The organism is Streptomyces sp. NPDC029152 (genome assembly GCF_055564355.1).
In genome coordinates, this window is the sequence record NZ_JBVHWR010000003.1 from 168,565 (window position 1) to 186,865 (window position 18,301).

Below are 18,301 nucleotides of genomic sequence, written 5' to 3' on the forward strand. Positions count from 1 at the left end.
CCCCCCGCCCCGGAAGGAAACGAGACTTCCTTCCGGGGCGGGGTTCACTGTGCGGTCGATCTCCGCGTCGGCGGGATCAGGTGACGGCGACCGCGGAAGCCACACCGCCGTAGATGGCGCTGGCGGCGACCGAGACGGTCACACCGTCCTTGAAGTTGGACCAGAAGCCCGGGGCCTCCATGGCCTCCAGCTCCTGCATGCCCAGCTCGAGCGCCTCGGGGGCGTCCTTCTCGAAGATGTCCTGCATTGTTCAACACCTCCTTCACAGCAGCTTGTTCGAATTGCGGACCGATATCCGGGTGCCGGTTATCAGGTCGTCGCGATGACGGAAGCGACGATGCTGTAGGTGACGGCACCGCCGACACCCGCGCCGCTGATGTAGCCGGTCACGGACCAGAAGCCCGGGGCCTCCATGGCCTCCAGCTCCTGCATGCCCAGCTCGAGCGCCGGAGTGTTGTCCAGCTCGGCAGAGTTCTGCATTTTTCTTTACCCCCCTTCCACATATGTGCTGTTCATCCGCGGGCACCGGGCGACGGCCCGTCACCCGCGGAAGTCTCGGTGGATCCGGCGGTCAGTGACTGACCGGCGTCGAATCGGATACCGCTCGTGCCAGGAGGCCCTCGACGTCGGCGGCGTTCAGTCCGTCGAGCATCGGCAGCCCCGCGCCCCACGCCCGTACGCTGCGCCGGGCGACGACGGCGAGCCGGCCGGGGTCCGCGGTGATCCGCCGTCCGACCCCCCAGGAGTCGATCAGCGCGGCGATCCCCGCGGCCGGGTCCTCGGGCAGCGGCGGGGCCGGCGGCCCCTCTCCCGCCGGGTCGAGGGCGGCCGCGCGCAGGCGCTGCCACAGCGCGTCCAGCCTGCGCGCCGAGCCGAGCCGCGCGTCTCCCGCGGCGACGGCCCCCCACAGGGGCGGCAGCAGGGCGGCGACCGCCGTCATCTTGCGCAGTCCCAGCTCGGTCGACAGCTCGTTGGCGAGGTACCAGCCCTTGCCCGCGTAGGGGGGCCGGCCCAGGACCACCCAGCCCGCGTGGCTGAGGCCGCTGATCTTGGCGATCTCCGTCCGCAGCCGGTCGCCGGCCGCCCGGCCCAGGGCCCGGCGGGCCCGCACCTCGTTGCCGAGCCGCACCGCCCGTTCGGCCAGCGCCTGGGCCAGGGCGTCCTCGGTCGGCCGGTCCCGGTGGTCGCCGGCGTAAGTGCCGCAGATCCGGAACAGCACCTCCAGGACGCCTTCCGCGACGAGCTCCGCGGGCAGCGTCGCGGTCGCCTCGGGGTCGATCACCGCGGCGTCGGGCCGGAGCGCCTCGCCCATGACCAGCCGCTTGCCCCGCTCGTGCTCCAGGCAGGCGACGGCGCTCAGTTCCGAGCCGGTGCCCAGCGTCGTGGGCACGGCGACCAGGCGGGGTCCGCGGGCCCGGTCGTTCGGCAGCAGGACCAGTCCGCCGCGCTGCGGGACCGTGAGCCGGGCGAGGGCGTCGGGGTCCGTCCGCAGCAGGACCGCCAGCTTGGCCTGGTCGAGCAGCGAACCACCGCCGACCGCGACCACCAGGTCCGCGTCCCGCAGCCGCCGGGCGAGCTCGGTGACGTCGCGCGGCGAACCGGGGCCGGTGACCACGGCCGTCCGCACGGTCCGGCCGCCGCGCTCGATCCGCGCCCGGACCGAGCCCGCGATGCCGGCCTCGGCGACGCCGCCGTCCAGCAGCAGGGCGACGGAGCGTTCCGGCCGGGTGCCGAGCCATCGGGCGAGCCCGTCACCGCCGTACGCCATCACCGTGGGGCAGTGCCAGCCGAGGGTCATGTCGCCGCCCCCGCCGGCGCCGGATGCGCCGTGTACGCCGTGATCCCGGTGCGCACGCACTCCAGCAGCTCGGTCAGCTCCGCCTCGGTGTAGGTCAGCGCGGGAAGGAGCTGGATGCCGTTCACCCCGGGGTGGACGACGGCGCCGGCCTCGCGGATCGCGGCCACCAGGGCGGGGACCTCGGTCTGCGGCAGCGGCAGGCCGTCCGCCGTGGTCACGCGGACCGAGCGGAAGCAGCCCTCCCCGGTGGTTCCGGAGACCCGCGGGTGCTCGGCGGTCAGGCGCTCCAGTTCGGTGTCGAGCCGGGCCGACAGCCGCTGCCCCAGGGCCACCGCGTCCAGCCGCCGCATCTCCTCGACGGTGGCGAGGATCGCGGCGCAGGTGACGGGAGTGCCCGCCTGGGTCTCCCCGTGGGAGAGCAGCGAACCGGCGTCCGTGAAGGCGTCCGCCACCTCGTGCGAGGCGACGACGGCCGCCGCGGCGCTGGTGCCGTTGGTGAGCCCCTTCGACGTGATCAGCAGGTCCGGCTGCCCGGGCCAGCGGTGCGAGGCGAAGAAGCTGCCGGTCCGGCCGAAGCCGGTGGCCACCTCGTCGGCGACGAGCAGGAACCCGTGTTCCGAGCGCAGGCGCAGGAGCTCGGCGACGTACTCCCCGGTGAGCGGGACCGCGCCGGAGCCGAGCACCGGCTCGACGACGACGGCGGCGACGTGCGCGCCCTGGCGGTCCAGCAGTTCCCGGATCTCGTCCGGGTCGTTGGGCGCCACGTGCCGCACCAGCCGCTGGTCGACGCCGTAGAGCTGCTGCCCCAGGTTGTCCCCGGTCAGCGCGAAGCCGCCGAAGGTCAGTCCGTGGTAGCCGCCGCGCAGGCCGACCACGACCTTGCGCCGGTCCTGGCCGCGCAGCGCGTGGTAGTGCCGGGCCACCTTCATCACCAGGTCGTTGGCCGCGCCTCCGGAGGTGGAGAACAGCACCCGCTGGTAGTGGTCCGCGCCGCAGACGTCGATCAGGGCCGCCGCCGCCCGGCGGGCGTAGACGTTCTCGTACCGGAAGACGCTGAGGTACGAGGCCTCGCGCAGGGCCTCGGCCGCCGCCTCGGCGACGGCCCGGTTGCCGTAGCCGAGGTTGGTGTTCCACAGTCCGCTGGAGCCGCACAGCAGCTCGCGGCCGTCGGCGAAGCGGATCCGGACGCCCTGGGCCGACACGGCGCACAGTCCGTCGTCGCCGTGCCGCTCCGGAACGAGCATCGAGGGCCACAGGGCCGGGCCGGGAGCCGTTCCCGTGCCGTTGTCCGTCATGCCGTCACTCCCACTTCCAGCAGTACGTCGCGGTAGCGCCCGGTGCCGGGCAGCGGGTGCCTGGACAGCACCGTCAGTCCCGCGCCGGCGAGTTCGGTCTCCAGGCGGTCGGCGGGCAGTACGCCGACGGTGGTGGTGCACACCGTGACGGGGCCCTCGTCGCCGGCCGTCGCGGGGAAGATGGTGACGGTGCGGGTGTCGGACCCGGCCGGCCAGTGGTCGTGCATCCGGTAGACGCGTCCGCTGACGCCGACCGCCTCGATCACGGCCTCCGTCTCCGCCTCCGCCGCGGCCCCCCCGGCGTCGGGGCCCGGGGCGCCGGACGTCACGATGTCGGCCGTGGAGAGCAGGAACCGGCCGCCGGGCGCGAGGTGCTCCCGCACCGCCGCGTACAGGCCGGCCCGGCCCTCCTCGTCGAGCAGGGAGACCGAGGTCGTGCCCAGCACGATCACCTCGAACCGGCGGCCCAGCGAGAAGGAGCTCATGTCGGCCCGCACCGGGACGCAGCGCTCCCGCAGCCGGCCGGGTGCCTGCGCCAGCCGCTCGTCGAGCAGGCGCAGCATGCCGTCCGACAGCTCCAGGGCGGTCACCTCCCTGCCGAGCGCGAGCAGCGGCAGGGTCAGCCGGCCGGAACCGGCGGCCAGTTCGAGAACGTCGCCCGGCGTCCGCCTGACCAGGCCGACCAGTTCGCGGACCTCGTGCGTGTCCCTCACGGAGAAGTCGTGGTAGATCGGCGAGCCGGTCTCGTCGTACACATCGTGCAGTTCGGCCCGGTCACCGAGCTCGGCCAGCAGCTCGCCGGCCCGGCCCGGCACGTCCGAAGGTCTCAGCGCGACGGCCACGGTCTCACGCCCCCGCGCCGAGGAGCCCGGTGGAGCGCAGCGGCACGCCGGCGGCGGCGAAGAAGGACTCCACCTCGCTCAGGCGGTCCCGGTCGGCGTGCTCGGCGGCGGCGTCGAGGGAGCCGCACACCAGCAGCGTCTCCACGAGCACGCCCGCCTCCGGGCCGACCCGGAAGGTCCGCCCCGCCGCGGGAGCGTGCACGTAAGCGGCTTCGTCCGTCCACAGCAGCAGCGGCAGCCCGCTGTCGTCGGCGTCCGCGGCACCGGGCGGGCCGGCCGGGGCGAGGCGGCCTCCGAAGCCGGAGACCCGTACGCCGTCCAGCCCCCGGGCCCGCAGCTCCCGCACCGCGGCCAGTGCCGCCAGGTACCTTCCCAGCCAGGGCCGTTCGGTGAGCGCGGCCGCGCGGACGTCCTCGGGCACGGTGTCGCCCAGGGCGACCGCGCAGGGGTGTGCGGTCGCGGCGTTGGCCTGCTCCCACGCGGCCGCGACGGAGGCGAAGCCGTCGCCCAGCAGACCCAGCCGGCTGCCACCGGGCGAGGTGGACAGTTCGCCTTCCTGCCCGACGTACAGCCGGGTCGCGGGGCCGTCCCCGGCCGGTCCGGCGCCCAGGGCGGAGACGTCCGCGAGCTGGACGGCGGGGTCGGTCACGAAGGCCGCGAAGTCGCCCTCGGCACGGGCCCGGTCGGCGTCGGCGAGGAAGGCCTCGAAGTCCGCCTCCTCGGTGACGCGGACCAGGGTCGCGCCGATCACCGACATGTAGGCGGACGTCGCGTAGTCCTGGGTCTGGAGGAAGAAGGAGTCGTCGATGGACAGGTCGCCCCCGGGCTCGCTCAGCGACCCCTGGTACCCCACGACGAGGGGGCCGGGGACGTCCGGGGTCTTTGGGACCCTGCCCGGAGCGAGGACCACCGCGTGCGGGCCGGCCAGGTCCGATCCGAGCACCTCGGCCAGGTGCCGCGGGTTCTCCAGGACCACCGTCGCGGCACCGGCGTGCCGTCCCCCGGGGCGGCCGGGCAGCGCCCGTCCCACCCCCCAGGACATCAGGTGCCGTCGGGCCGCGGACATACGGTTCCCGTCCACGTCTTCCACCCCCCTTTTCGTGTTCGACTTCTTCGTCGTGTCCGTCTGCGTCGCGTCCGTCTTCATCGCGCCGTGACCGCCGTCAGGATCTTCTTCAGGTCCTCCATGGCGGCCTTCGGGCCGTGCACGGTGAACACACCGGTCAGATTCAGGACGACCTCGTCCGCACCGGCCTCGCGATAGGCCGCGAGTTTTTCGGTGACCGCGTCGATGTCGCCGTGGACGAAGGCGTCCCCTTCGAGCATGCGTTTCGCAGCCGCCGGAAGTTCTTCGCCCGAGATGTCGATCCCGGCTTTCTTCAGCATGTCGATGTAATGCGGTGCCCGCATGTGCCGGGAATTACTGGCCAGCACCAGTTCCGCCGGATCGCGGTCGGGCCTTTCCAGGGCCACCGGCACAATGGCCGACAACCGGGGCGTCGCGCGTCCCGCCCTTCCGGCGCCTTCCTCCATGGCCGGCCGCACCGTGTCCCGGAGGTAGGCGGGAGGCGTCAGCCAGGTGACGGCGACGTCGGCGGCCTCACCGGCCAGTCGCGCCATTCCCGGCCGCAGCACGCCCAGGCCGAGGTCGATGCGCGGCGCCACCGCGGGGACCATGGAGGCGTGGCAGGAGAAGTACTCCCCGTCCACGTCCACCGTCTCGCCCGCGAGCAGGCCGCGGACGATCGTCAGGTACTCGCGCGCCGCCGTCAGCGGGCTGGCGTACGGGGCCCCGAGCAGGCTCCGCTGGAACTCCCTGCCGCCGGGACCGAACCCCGCGACCACCGACTCGCCCGTGGTCAGGGCCAGTGACCTGACCTGGTGGGCCGCCTCGTACGGGTGCCGCAGCGGCATCAGGGTGACACCGGTGCCGGTCGGCACCCGGAAGCCGGCGCCGGCCGCGGCGGCGAACCCCTGGAAGGGTTCGACCAGCATCGCCTGGCCCTGCCACAACCGGTGTGCGCCGGTCCATTCGACCAGTGCGGCGTACGGCAGCAGCTGTTCCGGCCTGCGCGGCAGGAACGGCATCAGTACCGAATACGCGGTCATGTGTCACTCCGACATCGAAACGCACCCGTGGAGAGCGGCGCGTTGCTTCCCCGACAATGTCACGGCGGTCAGCCGGCCGGAAATCCGTTCCGTCCGATTCCCCCGGCCCGGTCCGACACCACAAAGGTAGGGGGCCGGCGGCCTCCGCGCCCCCGCCGGGAGGACAGTCTCTCCCCCGTCCCGGGACGGGGAAATCGGTGTTCTCCCGTAACGGCCGCCCACGGCCCCCCATTCGCCTTGAACAGGAGGTCGCTGTTCGCCCATACTCCGACGCACCGGACCTTGGAAAGGCCATATCCCATGCCGCCACGCATCAGCGTCATATGCCCTACGTACAACCGCGGTAAAGCGATTCTGTCCACGCTGGAATCCGTGCGGGCGCAGACGATGCGCGACTGGGAAATGCTGGTGGTGTCCGACGCGAGCGACGACGACACGGACGCGGTGGTCGCGTCGCTGGCGGCGCGCGACCGCCGGATACGGCTGCTGCGGACCAGGCGGTTCGGGTCCCAGTCCGGACCCACGAACATCGCGCTGGGCCAGGCCGCGGGGGAGTTCGTCGCCTACCTCGATCACGACGACCACTGGGAGCCGGACCACCTGCTCCGGCTCCGGCAGGCCTACGACGACGGGGCCCGGTTCGTGGCCACCCGGACCCGCAAGGCGACCGCGGCCGGAACGGTGACCGGCACGGCACACCCCCTGTCCCTGTGCTGGCACCCGGACATCCAGCTGATGAGCCCGCTGTTCGAGAACTCCTGCGCCGGACACGTCGCCGGTCTCGCCGAGCAGGTGGGCGGCTGGCGCGAGTCACCGGTCGGCCTGGAGGACTGGGACCTGTGGCTGCGCCTCGCCGACGCCGGCGAGCGCTGCACCACCCTCCTGGACCGCACGGTCACCCTGCTGGACGACCCCGGCACCAGGACCCACAGCCTGGAGCGGCGGTTCACCCACGAGCTCGCCCGGTTCGACGACGCCCTGACCGCCCGCGCCGCCTACCGCGCGCTGGCCGACGCCCGCAACCAGGAACGCGAACTCCGGGCCGTCAGGAAGGACTTGCTGAACTGGTACGGAACCCTGGCCGAGAGCGGCGAGCTGGTGTTCCCGCGTGGCTGGCGGGGCGGTGCGGCGGCGCTCGAAGCCGCGGTGGAGTCACAGCTCGGCGAGAGCGGGACGGTGTGGAAGGGCCTGGCCCTCGTCGCCCGCGACACGCACGTCTCGCTGTGCGTGCCGCTGTCGACCATGACCGCGGAGCACGCCGACCGCTACACGCGGTACTTCCGCGCCACCATGCACCACCAGATGGCGTTCCTCGAGGACGTCCTGCCGGACGGGAGCGTGTGCCGGTGAGCGTCGTGGCGCACCCGAACCCGCCCGTGGTCCGGTCCTGGCTCGACGACGCCGGGGACCGTCTCCGCATCCGCGCCGAACGGGTGCCGCTGGACGCCCTGGACGACTGGGAGACCGATCCGGCCGCCGGCGCCATCCGGCACCGCAGCGGCCGCTTCTTCTCCATCGAGGGGGTGGACGTGCGGCGACCGGGACACCCGGTCCCCCACTGGCAGCAGCCGATCATCAGCCAGCCGGAGATCGGGCTGCTCGGCATCCTCGTCAAGCGGTTCGACGGCGTGCCGCACTGCCTGATGCAGCTCAAGCCGGAACCGGGCAACTGGGGCGGGCTCCAGATCTCCCCCACCGTCCAGGCCACCCGCAGCAACTACACGGGGGTGCACAGGGGCGCCGCGGTCCCCTACCTCGGCCACTTCCTCGACGCCGCCCGGCACCGGGTCGTCACCGACGTGCACCAGTCCGAGCACGGCTCGTGGTTCCTGCGCAAGCGCAACCGCAACATGGTCGTCGAGGTCACGGAGGACGTCGAGGCGGTGCCCGGCTTCCGCTGGCTGCCCCTCGCCGAGCTGCGGCAACTGCTGCGCGTGGACGACCTGGTGAACATGGACACCCGCTCCGTGCTCTCCTGCCTGCCCCACCGGGCGACGGACGGCGCGTCCGCGCACCCGACCGCCGACGTCCTCGCCTGGATCGCCCGGGGACGGGCCCGCTCCGGGATGACGGTCGAGCGGCGGCCGCTCGACCGGCTGGCGGGCTGGCGGCGCGACGCCGAGCGGATCTCGCACGAGACCGGCCGGTTCTTCGACGTCATCGGCGTGCGGGTGGAGGCCGCCGGGCGCGAGGTCGCCCGCTGGAACCAGCCGATGATCGCCCCCCACGGGGTGGGGATCGTGGCGTTCCTGACGACCCGCGTCGACGGCGTACCGCACGTACTGGCGCAGCTGCGGGCGGAACCCGGCTGCGCGGAGGCGGCCGAACTGGCGCCGACCGTGCAGTGCACCCCCGGCAACTACGACGTGCTGCCCCCCGCCGCCCGCCCGGCCTTCCTCGACGACGTGCTGGGCGCCGACCCCCGGTCCGTCAGGTTCGACACGGTCCTCTCCGACGAGGGGGGCCGCTTCCACCACTCCCGCAGCCGCCACCTCGTCGTCGAACTCGACGAGCGGGCCGAGCGGCCGGAGCGGCCCGGCTACCGCTGGCTGTCCCTCGGCCAGCTCCACGCACTGCTGCGCCACGGAGGCCGCGTGAACATGCAGACGCGCAGCCTGCTCGCCTGCCTGTCGGCCCTGACACCGCCCACGGACACCACGGCATGGTGAGCCGCCCCCTGATCACCGTGCTCGGCGCCTCGGGACTCATCGGCTCCTGCGTCGTCGCCGAGCTCGCCCGGCGCCCCGTCCGGCTGCGCACCGTCGCGCGCCGGCCCACCGCCCCGGCCGGTCCCGGCCGTCCGGTGGCGGACCTCGAGCCCCTCGCCGTCGACCTCTCCCGGCCCGGCCTCCTCGCCCGGGCGGTGGCCGGCTCCGACGCGGTGATCCACCTCGTCGCGCACCTCGACGGTGCGGGAACCTGGCGCTCGGCCGACGGGGACACCGCGGCCGAACGCCTCACCACCGGCCTGGTCCACGAACTCGCCGACGCCCTGCGCCCGGCGCCGGCCACGGGCCGACCGCCGTCGGCGGTGGTGTTCGCGAGCACCGCGACCGCCTCCGCGGGCACCGGGCCCGCCACCGCCTACGAGCGGCAGAAGTCCGCCGCCGAGCGGGTGCTCGCCGACGCCACCGCCGCGGGCGCGCTGCGCGGCGTGTCCCTGCGGCTGCCCACCGTGTTCGGCCCCGCCCCGGCGCCCGCCGCGGACCGCGGCGTCGTCTCGGCCATGGCCAGGCGGGCGCTGGACGGCGCGCCGATCACGATGTGGCACGACGGCACGGTGCTGCGCGACCTGCTGTACGTCCAGGACGCGGCCACGGCGTTCACCGCCGCCCTCGACCACGCCCCGGCGCTCGCCGGGCGCCACTGGTCCGTCGGCAGCGGCCGCGGCACACCGCTGGGCGACGTCTTCCGCGCCGTCGCGGCCACCGTGGCGAGGCACACCGGGAGACCGCCCGTCCCGGTGCGCCGGGTCGAACCGCCCGCGTTCGCCTCGGCCGCCGACTTCCGGGACGTCCGCACCGACCCCGCGCCGTTCCGCTCCCTGACGGGCTGGTCCCCGCGGGTCCCCCTGCACGAGGCCCTGGACCGGACCGTCGCCGCGCTGGCCAACGCCCATGGAAAGGACCTTCTGTGACCACCTTCGTCTGGGACTACCTCCGGGAGTACGAGACCGAGCGCGCGGACATCCTCGACGCCGTCGAGACGGTGTTCGGCTCCGGCCGGCTCGTGCTCGGCAAGAGCGTGGACGGCTTCGAGAGGGAGTTCGCCGACTACCACGGAGTCGGGCACTGCGTGGGCCTGGACAACGGCACCAACGCGGTCAAGCTCGCCCTCCAGGCCCTCGGGGTCGGACCGGGCGACGAGGTGATCACCGTCTCGAACACGGCCGCGCCCACCGTCGTGGCGATCGACGCGGTCGGTGCCACCCCGGTCTTCGTCGACGTGCGCGAGGAGGACTTCCTCATGGACACCGGCCAGGTCGAAGCGGCGATCACCGACCGGACGCGCTGTCTGCTCCCGGTCCACCTCTACGGACAGTGCGCCGACATGGACACGCTCGGGGACATCGCCGCCCGGCACGGCCTGGCCCTGCTCGAGGACTGCGCCCAGGCACACGGCGCCCGCCACCGCGGCCGGCGGGCGGGCACCTTCGGCGACGCCGCCGCGTTCTCCTTCTACCCGACGAAGGTGCTCGGCGCCTACGGCGACGGCGGCGCGGCGATCACGTCCGACGACGAGGTGGCCCGCCGGCTGCGCCGGCTGCGGTACTACGGCATGGAGGAGCGGTACTACGTCGTCGAGACCCCCGGCCACAACAGCCGGCTCGACGAGGTGCAGGCCGAGATCCTGCGCCGCAAGCTCGGCCGCCTCGACTCCTACGTCGAGGCCCGCCGCGCCGTGGCCGGGCGCTACGCCGAGGGCCTCGCCGGCACCGGACTGGTCCTGCCCCGCGTCGCGCCGGGCAACGACCACGTGTACTACGTCTACGTGGTCCGCCACCCCCGCCGGGACGCCGTCCTCGAGGCGCTGAGGTCCCGCGGCATCTCCCTCAACGTCAGCTATCCGTGGCCGGTGCACACCATGTCCGGCTTCGCCCACCTCGGCGTCCCGCGCGGAGCGCTGCCGGTCACCGAGGCCCTCGCGGACGAGGTCTTCTCGCTGCCGATGTACCCCTCGCTGCCGCCCGGGACGCAGGACACGGTGATCGCCGCCCTGCGCGACGTACTGGAGGAACTGTCGTGAGGGCCCGCCCGCTCGCCGTGCTCGGCGCGGTGGAGTTCAGCCCCGCGTCGTACCCCGACGACCGGGGCCTGTTCGTGTCCACCTTCACGGAGGACGACTTCGCCGAAGCGGTCGGCCGGCCGCTCTTCCCGGTGCGGCAGGCGAGTTCGAGCGTGTCCCGCCGGGGCGTCGTGCGGGGCGTGCACTACACCGCCGTGTCGCCGGGCACGGAGAAGTACGTCCACTGTCCGCGCGGCACGGCCCTCGACCTCGTGGTCGACCTGCGCGTCGGCTCACCGACCTTCGGGACCTGGGACTCCGTGGTGCTGGACGCCCGGGACTTCCGCGCCGTGTACCTCCCGGCCGGCGTGGGGCACGCCTTCGTGGCCCTGGAGGACGACACGGTCATGTCCTACCTGATGTCCGCCGGTTACGTCCCCGCCCACGAACTCGCCGTGTCCGTGCTGGACCCGGAGCTGGGCCTGCCCCTCCCCCACGACATCACCCCGGTCCTCTCGGAACGGGACCGGCTGGCCGTCACCCTCGCGGAAGCCGCCGACCGGGACATGCTGCCGCGCTTCACCCACTCCCAGGAGAACCGATGAGCAACTGCCGCGTCTGCGCCGGCCCCCTGACCGAGTTCCTGGACCTGGGAACGCAGCCCAACTCCGACGCCTTCCCGCGGCCGGGCGAGACCGGGGACGAGTTCTTCTTCCGGCTCGCGGTGGGCCGGTGCGGCTCGTGCACGATGGTGCAGCTGATGGAGGAGGTCCCGCGCGAGCGGATGTTCCACCGCGACTACCCGTACCACTCCTCGGGCTCCTCGGTGATGCGGGAGCACTTCGAGGACACGGCGCGCCGGCTGCTCGCCACCGTGGCGAAGGGGCCCGACCCGTTCGTCGTCGAGATCGGCTGCAACGACGGCGTCATGCTGGCGACGGTCGGTGCGGCCGGGGTGCGCCACCTGGGCGTCGACCCCTCGGAGGGCGTCGCCCAGGTGGCGCGGGCCAAGGGCGTACGGGTGCGCACCGCGTTCTTCGAGGAGTCGACGGCGCTCGGCATCGCCGCCGCCGAGGGCCGGGCGGACGTCGTCTACGCCGCCAACACCCTGTGCCACATCCCGTACCTGGACTCGGTCTTCCGCGGGCTGGACGCCCTGCTGAAGCCGGACGGGACGTTCGTCTTCGAGGACCCCTACCTGGGCGACATCGTCGAGCGCACCTCGTTCGACCAGATCTACGACGAGCACTTCTACTTCTTCACCGCCCGCTCGGTGCGGAACCTGGCCCGGCGCCACGGCTTCGACCTGGTGGACGTCCTGCGGCTGCCGGTGCACGGCGGGGAGGTCCGCTACACCCTCGCGCGCCGGGGCACCCGGACGCCGGCCGCGGCGGTGGCCGAGCTGCTGGCCGAGGAGGAGGGCAGGGCCCTCGCCGAGCCGGCGACGCTGGAGCGCTTCGCGGCCGGCGTCCGGCGCACGCGCGACGAACTGGTCGCGCTGCTCACGGAGTTGCGCGCCCAGGGCCACCGGGTCGTCGCCTACGGCGCCACCGCCAAGAGCGCCACCGTCGCCAACTACTGCGGCATCGGACCGGAGCTGGTCTCCTCCGTCTACGACACGACCCCCGCCAAACAGGGCCGGCTCACCCCCGGCTCCCACATCCCGGTCCGCCCCTCGGAGGCCTTCGGCGATCCCTACCCGGACTACGCGCTGCTCTTCGCCTGGAACCACGCGGAGGAGATCATGGCCAAGGAACGGGAGTTCCGCGCGGCCGGCGGCAAGTGGATCCTCTACACCCCGGCGGTCCGCGTCCTGTGAGCGGCCGCCCCGCGCTTCCCTAGGGGATGTCGTCGGGGTCGAGGCCGGTGCCGACCACCAGGCTCACCGTGCCCGGCGCGGCGTCCGGTTCCTCGCCGGCCTTCGCGCCGGGCACCCGTGCGGCGAGCACCGCCGCCCGCTCCTGGGAGCCGGACGGGTAGGTGACCGTGGTCGTGCCGGTGCGCTGCGGGGCGTTGCCCGTGCCCACGACGGTGAAGCCCGCCTCGCGCAGCCTCTCGGCCACCTCGGCGGCGCGCCCGGAGACGCCGGTGCCGTTGAGGACCCGGACCCGCACGGAGGAGGCGTACACCGGGTCCTTCGCCTCCGCCTCCAGCCGCTTCTTGTCGACCTCCCGGTCCCTGGCCAGGTCGGTGAAGAGCTTGCCGGCCTGGGGGTACTGCCAGACGACGTTGGCCCTGTCGGTGGCGACGTCGGCCTCGCGGGGGTAGTTGGGCACGGTGAGGAAGGTCAGCCGGTCGCCGGGTATGCCCTTCAGCTCCGACGCGAGGCCGTAGAGGGGTTTGATGCCGGCCAGGTCACTGTCCGTGGTGAGGGACTCGGTGGCGGAATCCAGGAAGCCGTACAGCGCGCTCGGGCTGGTCAGCTTCGACTGCGCCTTCTCGGCCAGCGCCTGCATGAACTCCTGCTGGCGTCCGATGCGTCCGGTGTCGGAGCCGTCCCCGATGCTGTAGCGGGCCCGTACGTAGCCGAGCGCCTCCTCGTCCTTGACGTTCTGGCAGCCCGCGTCCAGGTCGAGGTGGGCCTTCTCGTCGTGGATGGCCTCCTCGGGACAGACCTCGATGCCGCCCAGGGCGTTGACCATGCCCTTGAAGCCCTGGAAGTCGACGGTCATGAAGTGGTCGATGCGCAGGCCGGTGTTGGCCTCGACCGTCTTGATGGTGCAGGCGGCGGCCTCGGCGACCTTGTTGCTGGTGCCGCCGATCGCGAACGCCTCGTTGATCTTGGAGTGGTGGACGGAGGACGTGCTGCCGTTCCCCTTGTCGCACTCCGGTATTCGCACCCAGGAGTCACGGGGGAACGACACGGCCGTGGCCCACTCGCGGTCGGCGGAGACGTGCAGCACCATCAGCGTGTCCGACTGCATGGTGGTCAGGCCCTTGCCGTACCGGGCGTTCTCCCCGTCCCGGCTGTCGGAACCGACGACCAGGATGTTCTGCGAGCCCGGGCTGAGCTTCTCCGGCCGGTCCCCGCCGAGCTTGTCGTCGACGTCGGCTCCGTGGATGTTGTCGTTCAGGTCCTGGTAGACCCAGGCACCGACCCCCGCGACGCCGAGAACGAGCACCGCGGATCCGCCCGCGCCCCACAGCAGGACCCGCCCGCGCCGCGTCAGCCGTACCGCTTTGCCGCCGGGCGGAGTGTGCCGCCGCCTTCCCCTGCTACCCACCGGCGCTCGCTCCTCCGCTCGACCGCTCCCGGTCCGCCGCCCTCCGTCCCCGGTACCGGCCGCGTGCGGCCGCCGGGCGAATGAACACTACACCGCTGTAGAAAACGCGAGGAGCGATCCGCGCACCCCTCCGCCCGCACCCGGCTTGCATGACCATGCGCAGTGATGCATACTTTTTCCATGTCCAAAGTCCTCACCTCCCTGCCCACCGGTGAGCGCGTCGGTATCGCCTTCTCCGGCGGCCTCGACACCTCCGTCGCGGTCGCGTGGATGCGCGACAAGGGCGCCGTGCCGTGCACCTACACCGCCGACATCGGTCAGTACGACGAGCCCGACATCGCCTCGGTGCCCGGCCGCGCGAAGACCTACGGCGCCGAGATCGCGCGTCTGGTCGACTGCCGTGCGGCACTGGTCGAGGAGGGACTGGCCGCACTGACCTGCGGCGCGTTCCACATCCGCTCGGGCGGTCGGGCGTACTTCAACACCACGCCGCTCGGCCGCGCCGTCACCGGCACGCTGCTGGTGCGGGCCATGCTCGAGGACGACGTCCAGATCTGGGGCGACGGCTCGACGTTCAAGGGCAACGACATCGAGCGGTTCTACCGCTACGGCCTGCTCGCCAACCCGCACCTGCGGATCTACAAGCCCTGGCTGGACGCGGACTTCGTGACCGAGCTGGGCGGCCGCAAGGAGATGTCGGAGTGGCTGCTCGCCCACGGCCTGCCCTACCGGGACAGCACGGAGAAGGCGTACTCCACCGACGCCAACATCTGGGGCGCCACCCACGAGGCCAAGACCCTGGAGCACCTCGACACCGGCGTGGAGACCGTGGAGCCCATCATGGGCGTGCGGTTCTGGGACCCGTCGGTCGAGATCGCCGCCGAGGACGTGACCATCGGCTTCGACCAGGGCCGCCCGGTGACGGTCAACGGCAAGGAGTTCGCCTCCCCCGTCGACCTGGTGATGGAGGCCAACGCCATCGGCGGCCGCCACGGCATGGGCATGTCCGACCAGATCGAGAACCGGATCATCGAGGCCAAGAGCCGCGGCATCTACGAGGCGCCGGGCATGGCCCTGCTGCACGCCGCGTACGAGCGGCTGGTCAACGCGATCCACAACGAGGACACCCTCGCCCAGTACCACACCGAGGGCCGGCGGCTCGGCCGGCTGATGTACGAGGGCCGCTGGCTGGACCCGCAGGCGCTGATGATCCGCGAGTCGCTGCAGCGCTGGGTCGGCTCGGCCGTCACCGGCGAGGTCACGCTGCGGCTGCGGCGCGGCGAGGACTACTCGATCCTCGACACCACGGGCCCGGCGTTCAGCTACCACCCGGACAAGCTGTCGATGGAGCGCACCGAGGACTCCGCGTTCGGCCCGGTGGACCGGATCGGCCAGCTCACCATGCGCAACCTCGACATCGCCGACTCGCGCGCCAAGCTGGAGCAGTACGCCGGCCTCGGCCTGATCGGCACCACCGGCCCGGCCATCGGTGCCGCGCAGGCGGCGGCGACCGGACTGATCGGCGCCATGCCCGAGGGCGGCGCCGAGGCCATCGCCTCCCGCGGCGAGGTCTCCGGCGAGGACGAACTGCTGGACCGCGCCGCGATGGAGTCCGGCACGGACTGATCCGGACCGGCACGGGCCGCCACGGCCCGGCACGGTCCGACCGATCTGCGGCCGAAGGGGCCGGTTCGACGCCGAGGCGTCGGACCGGCCCCTCGTCGTTGCCCGCCGCCTTGCCCAACCTATCGAATTTCGATAGCTTTCCATCGTTGCTCGATCGAAGGAGGGGTGATGGGACGACTGACCGTGCTCGCGCTGCGAGCCGTGATCGGGGTACTGCTCGCCGGTTCGGTGTTCGTCCAGGCGGTGATGGTGCCGCTGCTGGCCGAGGACCTCCGGGGTGCCGGCCCGGACCTGGTGGCCGCGCGGACCCCGGTGCTCGTGATCCTCGTCCTGTGCGTCGTCGCCGCCCAGGCCGTCCTGGTCTGCGTGTGGCGGCTGGTGACGATGGTGCGTCGCGGGACGGTGTTCTCCCCCGGCGCCTTCCGCTACGTGCACATCGTGATCGGCGCCTTCGTGGCGGCCGCGCTCCTGGTGTTCGCGCTCGGGGCCGTCCTGGCGCCGGGCGAGGCCGTCGCCCCGGGCGTCGTCCTGCTGCTGGGCGGGATCGCCGTCGCGGTCCTGGGCGTCGCGCTGATCGTGCTCGTCCTGCGGATGCTCCTCGCCCAGGCCGTCGCCCGCGACGTCGAGGCGTCGCGGATGCGGGCCGAGCTGGCCGAGGTGATCTGATGCCGATCGTGGTCGACATCGACGTGATGCTGGCCAGGCGCAAGATGTCCGTGGGCGAGCTCGCGGAACGCGTCGGCATCACCCCCGCCAACCTGGCGGTCCTCAAGAACGGCCGCGCCAAGGCGGTGCGCTTCGCGACGCTCGCCGCGCTCTGCGAGGCGCTCGACTGCCAGCCCGGGGACCTGCTCCGCTGGGAGGCCGGGGACACCGGGGACACCGGGAGCGCCGGGGAGGCCAGGAGCACCGCGGGTGCCGGGGCCGCCGGGGGCGGGTGACGCCGCACGCGGACGGGGCGGCCCCGAGTGGTCGGCGGGAGCCGCCCGGGCGCACTCTGGGAGAAGATCCTCCTTGCCCACAGGCACCCACCCGGGAAGGACCCGCCCCGTGATCATCTTCGGCTCCAAGGGATACCTCTACCAGCTCGCGATACTGACGCTGGTCTGCCGTTCCTGCGGCACCCCCTCCGCGCACACGCTCAGGAAGCGCGTCGTCAAGTTCACCCTGTTCTTCGTGCCCCTCTTCCCCTTCTCCACCAAGTACGCGCTCCAGTGCACCTTCTGCGGCGCCGAGCAGCAGGTGCCCCGGGAGCAGGCCGAGCAGCTCCAGGCCCAGGCCACGGGCGCCCAGGGCGGCCCGGCCCACGGACAGCCGCAGCAGCAGCCGTACCGGTCCTAGGCTCCTCTCCCGCCCCCGTCGGCGTTGCCGGTCTCCGGCAGCCGTGGCTACCCTCTCGTTGCCGGACGCCGCGCACCGGGCGTGACCGGCAGGGGAGGGGCGCAGTGGGGGAACGGCGGGAGGCGTATCTGGCCGGGTACGCCGAGATCCTCGCGCAGGTCGCCGGCACGGGACGCCGGCTGACCCGCGACGAGCTGGAGGAACGGCGGCGGCTCGGCGAACAGGCCGCGGAGCAGGGCCACAGCCTGCGCGCCCTCGTGCGCGCGCACCTGGACGCCACCCGCGCCGACTGGCCCGGCGGGGCCGCCGGCGCGGGCACGACCCACAGCGTGCTCGGCGCCGTCGGCCAGGCCGTCGACGCCTTCGCCGAGGGGTACGAACGCGCCCAGCGCCTCGCCGTACGGCAGGAGGAGGCCGCACGGCGGGAGTTCATCGACGACCTGCTCTACGGGCGCAGCGACCTGGGGCGGCTCGCGGAGCGGGCGGAACGTTTCGGGCTGGTGCTGTCCCGGGCCCACGCCGTGGCGGTGGCTCAGGGAACCGTGGCGTACGACGACACCGCACCCGTCACCCGGCTCGTGGAGACCGCGCTCATCTCCCGCTTCGGCGACCGGCGGATCCTCATCACCACCAAGAACGGCCGGCTCATCTGCATCGCGCCCGGCGACCAGGACGACGTCCTCGCCTTCTTCGCCAAGCAGGCCTACGCCGCCACCGAAGGCAGCCGGGTGGCCGTCGGCCGGCCCCGGACCGGCGCGGGCGGCGTGGTGCACAGCTACGAGGAGGCGCTGAGCACCCTCGAACTCGCCGACCGCCTGGACCTCGACGAGCCCGTGGTGCGCGCCGCCGACCTGCTGGTCTACCCGGTGCTCACCCGCGACCGGCAGGCCATGGCCGACCTCGTGCTGAGCGTGCTGGGGCCGCTGCGTGACGCCCGGGGCGGTGCCGAACCGCTGCTGCGGACCCTGGAGACGTACTTCGACGCCGGGTGCACCGCGGCCGAGGCCGCGCGGCGCCTCACGCTCAGCGTGCGGGCGCTGACCTACCGGCTGGCCCGCATCCACCAGCTGACCGGGGCCGACCCGGCCGACCCCGTGCACCGCTACACCCTGCAGACCGCGGTCATCGGGGCCCGGCTGCTGGGCTGGCCCGCCGAGGAGATCTGAGCGGCCCGGCGGCCGGACGGCCCGAAGGACGGCGACAGGGCGGGCGGCACGTCCCCCGTGGCACCCGGTCCCAGGGACCGGGTGCTGCGTGCCGTCCCCCTCCCGCCCGTCGCCGAGCTTCGGTGAGACGCATCCTCTCCCAGGAGGTGACGGCCCGTCACTTCCGGGACCCGGC

At 73.3% G+C, this 18,301-nt stretch carries 19 protein-coding genes; 11 read left to right on the forward strand and 8 right to left on the reverse strand.

Annotated elements, in window-relative coordinates; translation table 11 throughout:
• Window positions 1-76: 76 nt before the first annotated feature.
• The 7 genes from ACZ4V6_RS07400 to ACZ4V6_RS07430 all read right to left on the reverse strand — a co-directional run bounded on the left by ACZ4V6_RS07400 (window position 77) and on the right by ACZ4V6_RS07430 (window position 6,044).
• On the reverse strand, window positions 77-247 hold the full coding sequence (locus ACZ4V6_RS07400) for a daptide-type RiPP (protein WP_467823476.1): 171 nt from the start codon (window positions 245-247) through the stop codon (window positions 77-79).
• Between the two features lie 62 nt (window positions 248-309).
• Window positions 310-480 (reverse strand): daptide-type RiPP, encoded by a 171-nt coding sequence (locus ACZ4V6_RS07405; protein WP_467823479.1) that lies wholly within the window; start codon window positions 478-480, stop codon window positions 310-312.
• Between the two features lie 91 nt (window positions 481-571).
• Window positions 572-1,798, reverse strand: a complete 1,227-nt coding sequence (mpaC, locus tag ACZ4V6_RS07410) for a daptide-type RiPP biosynthesis dehydogenase (protein WP_467823481.1) — start codon at window positions 1,796-1,798, stop codon at window positions 572-574.
• Window positions 1,795-3,093, reverse strand: coding sequence for a daptide-type RiPP biosynthesis aminotransferase (gene mpaD / locus ACZ4V6_RS07415; RefSeq protein ID WP_467823484.1), 1,299 nt, complete (start codon window positions 3,091-3,093; stop codon window positions 1,795-1,797). The genes mpaC and mpaD overlap by 4 nt, the downstream gene beginning before the upstream one ends.
• Window positions 3,090-3,935, reverse strand: a complete 846-nt coding sequence (gene mpaM / locus ACZ4V6_RS07420) for a daptide-type RiPP biosynthesis methyltransferase (RefSeq protein WP_467823487.1) — start codon at window positions 3,933-3,935, stop codon at window positions 3,090-3,092. The genes mpaD and mpaM overlap by 4 nt, the downstream gene beginning before the upstream one ends.
• Window positions 3,936-3,939: 4 nt before the next feature.
• Entirely contained in the window at window positions 3,940-5,001 is a 1,062-nt protein-coding gene (mpaB, locus tag ACZ4V6_RS07425) for a daptide biosynthesis RiPP recognition protein (RefSeq protein ID WP_467823490.1), read from the reverse strand.
• 77 nt (window positions 5,002-5,078) lie between these two features.
• Window positions 5,079-6,044: an LLM class flavin-dependent oxidoreductase gene (locus tag ACZ4V6_RS07430; RefSeq protein WP_467823492.1), complete on the reverse strand. Its 966-nt coding sequence runs from the start codon at window positions 6,042-6,044 to the stop codon at window positions 5,079-5,081.
• Window positions 6,045-6,344: 300 nt separating this feature from the next.
• Between ACZ4V6_RS07430 and ACZ4V6_RS07435 the strand changes: the two genes are divergently transcribed.
• The 6 genes from ACZ4V6_RS07435 to ACZ4V6_RS07460 are packed head-to-tail and all read left to right on the forward strand — an operon-like array spanning window position 6,345 to window position 12,588.
• Window positions 6,345-7,394 carry a glycosyltransferase gene (locus ACZ4V6_RS07435; protein WP_467823495.1) on the forward strand — a complete coding sequence of 350 codons (1,050 nt, stop codon included), beginning with the start codon at window positions 6,345-6,347 and terminating at the stop codon, window positions 7,392-7,394.
• Entirely contained in the window at window positions 7,391-8,713 is a 1,323-nt protein-coding gene (locus tag ACZ4V6_RS07440) for an NDP-hexose 2,3-dehydratase family protein (protein WP_467823497.1), read from the forward strand. The genes ACZ4V6_RS07435 and ACZ4V6_RS07440 overlap by 4 nt, the downstream gene beginning before the upstream one ends.
• Window positions 8,707-9,681: an NAD-dependent epimerase/dehydratase family protein gene (locus ACZ4V6_RS07445; RefSeq protein WP_467823500.1), complete on the forward strand. Its 975-nt coding sequence runs from the start codon at window positions 8,707-8,709 to the stop codon at window positions 9,679-9,681. The genes ACZ4V6_RS07440 and ACZ4V6_RS07445 overlap by 7 nt, the downstream gene beginning before the upstream one ends.
• On the forward strand, window positions 9,678-10,790 hold the full coding sequence (locus tag ACZ4V6_RS07450; protein WP_467823502.1) for a DegT/DnrJ/EryC1/StrS family aminotransferase: 1,113 nt from the start codon (window positions 9,678-9,680) through the stop codon (window positions 10,788-10,790). Before ACZ4V6_RS07445 ends, ACZ4V6_RS07450 begins: the two co-directional genes overlap by 4 nt.
• A complete protein-coding gene (locus ACZ4V6_RS07455) occupies window positions 10,787-11,374 on the forward strand; it encodes a dTDP-4-dehydrorhamnose 3,5-epimerase family protein (RefSeq protein ID WP_467823505.1) in 588 nt (195 codons plus the stop codon). The genes ACZ4V6_RS07450 and ACZ4V6_RS07455 overlap by 4 nt, the downstream gene beginning before the upstream one ends.
• Entirely contained in the window at window positions 11,371-12,588 is a 1,218-nt protein-coding gene (locus ACZ4V6_RS07460) for a methyltransferase domain-containing protein (protein ID WP_467823507.1), read from the forward strand. Before ACZ4V6_RS07455 ends, ACZ4V6_RS07460 begins: the two co-directional genes overlap by 4 nt.
• 19 nt (window positions 12,589-12,607) lie before the next feature.
• On the opposite strand, the gene ACZ4V6_RS07465 is transcribed toward ACZ4V6_RS07460, so the two are convergent.
• On the reverse strand, window positions 12,608-13,993 hold the full coding sequence (locus ACZ4V6_RS07465; RefSeq protein WP_467823509.1) for an LCP family protein: 1,386 nt from the start codon (window positions 13,991-13,993) through the stop codon (window positions 12,608-12,610).
• Window positions 13,994-14,173: 180 nt separating this feature from the next.
• Here ACZ4V6_RS07465 and argG point away from each other — a divergent pair, with 180 nt between their 5' ends.
• The 5 genes from argG (at window position 14,174) to ACZ4V6_RS07490 (ending at window position 18,126) form a co-directional block, all read left to right on the forward strand.
• Window positions 14,174-15,619 (forward strand): argininosuccinate synthase, encoded by a 1,446-nt coding sequence (argG, locus tag ACZ4V6_RS07470; protein WP_467823512.1) that lies wholly within the window; start codon window positions 14,174-14,176, stop codon window positions 15,617-15,619.
• Window positions 15,620-15,787: 168 nt separating this feature from the next.
• The gene (locus ACZ4V6_RS07475; protein WP_467823514.1) at window positions 15,788-16,285 is read left to right on the forward strand and encodes a DUF2975 domain-containing protein; all 498 of its coding nucleotides are present in this window, start codon (window positions 15,788-15,790) and stop codon (window positions 16,283-16,285) included.
• Window positions 16,285-16,560: a helix-turn-helix domain-containing protein gene (locus ACZ4V6_RS07480; protein WP_467823517.1), complete on the forward strand. Its 276-nt coding sequence runs from the start codon at window positions 16,285-16,287 to the stop codon at window positions 16,558-16,560. Before ACZ4V6_RS07475 ends, ACZ4V6_RS07480 begins: the two co-directional genes overlap by 1 nt.
• A gap of 109 nt (window positions 16,561-16,669) precedes the next feature.
• Complete coding sequence (locus ACZ4V6_RS07485; RefSeq protein ID WP_467823518.1) at window positions 16,670-16,960, forward strand: zinc-ribbon domain-containing protein; 291 nt, start codon at window positions 16,670-16,672, stop codon at window positions 16,958-16,960.
• Between the two features lie 104 nt (window positions 16,961-17,064).
• Entirely contained in the window at window positions 17,065-18,126 is a 1,062-nt protein-coding gene (locus ACZ4V6_RS07490) for a PucR family transcriptional regulator (RefSeq protein ID WP_467823520.1), read from the forward strand.
• Window positions 18,127-18,301: the final 175 nt, after the last annotated feature.